The organism is Candidatus Cloacimonadota bacterium (genome assembly GCA_020532355.1).
Classification (GTDB): Bacteria; Cloacimonadota; Cloacimonadia; order Cloacimonadales; family Cloacimonadaceae; genus UBA5456.
The window spans coordinates 1-3,011 of the sequence record JAJBBD010000247.1 but is presented as its reverse complement, the minus strand read 5'-3'; the positions used below and the strand labels follow the sequence as shown (position 1 = coordinate 3,011).

2 protein-coding genes and 1 pseudogene are annotated in these 3,011 nt (G+C 47.1%); 2 read left to right on the top strand and 1 reads right to left on the bottom strand.

From position 1 onward, the window contains the following. Nucleotides 1-118, bottom strand: a pseudogene (locus LHW48_08695) (nitroreductase). 204 nt (nt 119-322) lie between these two features. Here LHW48_08695 and istA point away from each other — a divergent pair. After that, nucleotides 323-1,855 carry an IS21 family transposase gene (istA, locus tag LHW48_08690; protein MCB5260528.1) on the top strand — a complete coding sequence of 511 codons (1,533 nt, stop codon included), beginning with the start codon at nt 323-325 and terminating at the stop codon, nt 1,853-1,855. Beyond that, nucleotides 1,852-2,613, top strand: coding sequence for an ATP-binding protein (locus LHW48_08685; GenBank protein ID MCB5260527.1), 762 nt, complete (start codon nt 1,852-1,854; stop codon nt 2,611-2,613). Before istA ends, LHW48_08685 begins: the two co-directional genes overlap by 4 nt. Nucleotides 2,614-3,011 lie beyond the last annotated feature (398 nt).

The following is a 3,011-nucleotide window of genomic DNA, read 5'->3' as shown; positions in this document are numbered from 1 at the left end:
CGGTTGATTGAGCCTCAACTGTATTGCCAGAAAGGGTAAGCAGAAATTTCTGCTGGTTCATCGCCGTTGGCGCGAGAAGCGCCGCCTCCATACCGGACCGAAACCAGCTTGGCATCTCACCTGCAACCTGAGTATTCCGAAGCAAGTTGAACCACCGTTCCGACGTATGAGATCCACCCGTTCCGACAAGCGAGATCAACTAGTTCCGACCGACGAGGACCGGCTCTACCGACCCCGAATCCATTAATTCCGAGAATAAAGCCATAAGACCTTGCTAGAATAAATTGTCACGAAAGTGGCAATATTTTTAGGAGGTCATAAAATGACAAAGTATCGAGAGATTTTGCGTATGGCGAACGAATCGTTCAGCCAGCGCCAAATCGCAACAACACTGCGCATATCGCGCACCACCGTCCGTAATACACTGACGGCAGCAAAGGAGCAGGACTTAAGCTGGCACAAGGTCCAGGAAGGCGGTCTGGAAGAGTCTCAAGTCCGGGCACTGCTTTACCCTCAGAAGCTAATAGAGAGCGACTATGAGCAGCCTGACTGTGAGTACATCGAAAAGGAAGTGAGGAAAGTTGGTGTAACGCTTCAGCTCTTGTGGTTGGAGTACTGTGACAGAGCCCACGCTAACGGCAAGCGCCCCTACATGTACTCACGCTACTGTGACTACTATCGAGCTCATTCTCAAAAAAACAGAGCCACCATGCACATTAAGCGTACTCCTGGTGAAGAAGTGGAAGTGGACTGGGCAGGCAAAACCGGATACCTGAAGGATCCCGTCAGTGGAGAACTCATACCCGTATATATTTTTGTTGCAGCCATGTCTTACAGCCAATACAGTTATGCCGAAGGTTTTCTCAGCATGGATATAGATGCCTGGATTACTGCAAACATACATTTATTTGAGTTTCTTGGGGGAGTTCCCAAAACTGTTATTCCCGACAATTTGAAGACGGGCATTAAAAAACCTTCGTACTGTGAGCCCGACATTCAGGCAAATTATCAGGAACTGGCAGAGCACTACTCAACCTTTATCCTTCCTGCGCGCATAAAACGTCCGCGCGACAAACCCAATGTCGAGAGCTCAGTTAATAATTTGGCAAATAAAATCCTGGGGAAAATACGAAATCAAACCTTTTTTACTCTGGAAGAATTCAATGAGGAAGTCTGGAAATACGTAGATATCTTCAATACGCATGCCTTTCAGAAGAAGACGGGCAGCAGAGCGACTCTTTTTGCACAAGAGCAAGATCTGCTTACCCATCTACCTAAAACGCGGTACGAAATGGCAACCTGGAAAGTCGCGACCGTCCAACCTAATTATCACATCAGTGTAGACGGCATGTTCTATTCCGTCCCTTTCCAGTATATCAGTCAGAAACTCAATGTTAAGAGCACAAGTTCTCTAATTGAAATATTCAAAGCAGACACAAGGATCACAAGTCACCAGCGCTTGCAGGGGCGAAAGGGTCAGTATCAGACAGTGCGGGATCATATGCCTAAAAAACATCAGAAGTATCTGGAGTGGGATGAGGATCGCTTCTTATCCTGGGCAGAAAACATCGGCAGCTCAACAAGAAAACTTATTCAACTTTTGCTTGCCAAATACGCTATTCCTCAACAAGGCTTTCGCTCCTGCTTTGGCATTTTGAAGCTTGGAGATAATGGCAATGAAGAACTGCTAGAACAAGCATCAGCCAAAGTGCTGAGTTACACAGACACGCCCAGTTACAAGCTTGTTAAAACAGTCTTTAAGAAAATGAAGAATAGGGATGTTGACACAGTCAGGGAAGCTGACCCCAGCATAGAGCATGCTTTTATTCGCAATTTGAGAGGTGACGTGAAATGAGCAATCAAACGTATACTAAACTTAAAGCTTTGCACCTGTCCGGCATGGCTGAATGTTACAAAGAAATGGTTCTGGAAAGACAAGGCGGGATTCTCACTGCAGAGGAAGTGCTGACCCTTATGGTGGACAGAGAAGAGGACAAGAGAGTCAGCAGCAAACGCCAAAGATTAATCAAGAAAGCCGCTTTCGAACAGCCTCAAGCTTCACTTTCCGAAATAGACTACGACGAAGGACGCAAGTTGGACAGAGGAGTTGTACTAAGATTAGAAACTTGCGACTTCATAGACAAGAGCAGAAACATTGTCATCATGGGTGCAACCGGAAGCGGCAAAAGTTATCTGGCCTGTGCCTTGGGAATGTCCGCTTGTCTGAAGCTGTACAGCGTGCGCTTCACTCGCATGAGATCACTATTGGATGACCTCAGACTTGCTTCAGATCTGAAGCTTACTCGTTATACAAAGGAGTTGAAGAAATGCAATCTGCTTATCATCGATGACTGGATGCTATCAGAAATTGACGAGATAGAAACACAGTTCTTGTATGAACTCATTCATAACCGGGAACTGACTGAAGGGACGTCAACCATACTTTGTACTCAGTATGACCTTAAAGGCTGCGCCATGAAGATGGCGAACAGAACTATGAGTGATGCTATTTACGATCGGCTGGAGCATAACGCTTACATTGTCGATCTGAGTCAAAACCCAAATTATCCATCAATGCGGGAACGTTACGGGAGAAATAAGCGACCTATTTAAAAGTGGTCCTGGTGTCGGAACGATGGTTCCGTGACCTCGGAACTGGTGGATCAAGACGCAGCGGTACAGTGGATCCGCTGCGTCGTAATATTCACAAGTCTGCCTGTTTAGAGGGCAACAAGTTGGCTCTTTGAAAGGCTTCGTCTTTTTCCGGCTATGAGGGAGAGATAGTGGCATTGTTATGGAAGGCCTCGGCTTTTTGCGTATAGCGGGGATAAGAAGTGAGTGCAATATCCCAGGATACATAAGTTAGTTCCGGGATGGTTTGCGCGATCTCCTTTGCGAGGTCGAGGGCTGCGCAAACTGAGGGAGGGGGCGGCCGCTCAGCAGTCCGGTAATCTGCCTGTTGCGAAGGCGCGAGGGGGGATGTTGGAAGGCCTTGTGGGCCTTTTGCTTTG

Coding starts and splice junctions, on each gene's coding strand:
- LHW48_08685 (MCB5260527.1), top strand. CDS start 1,852: ATGAGCAATCAAACGTATACTAAACTTAAAGCTTTGCACCTGTCCGGC.
- istA (MCB5260528.1), top strand. CDS start 323: ATGACAAAGTATCGAGAGATTTTGCGTATGGCGAACGAATCGTTCAGC.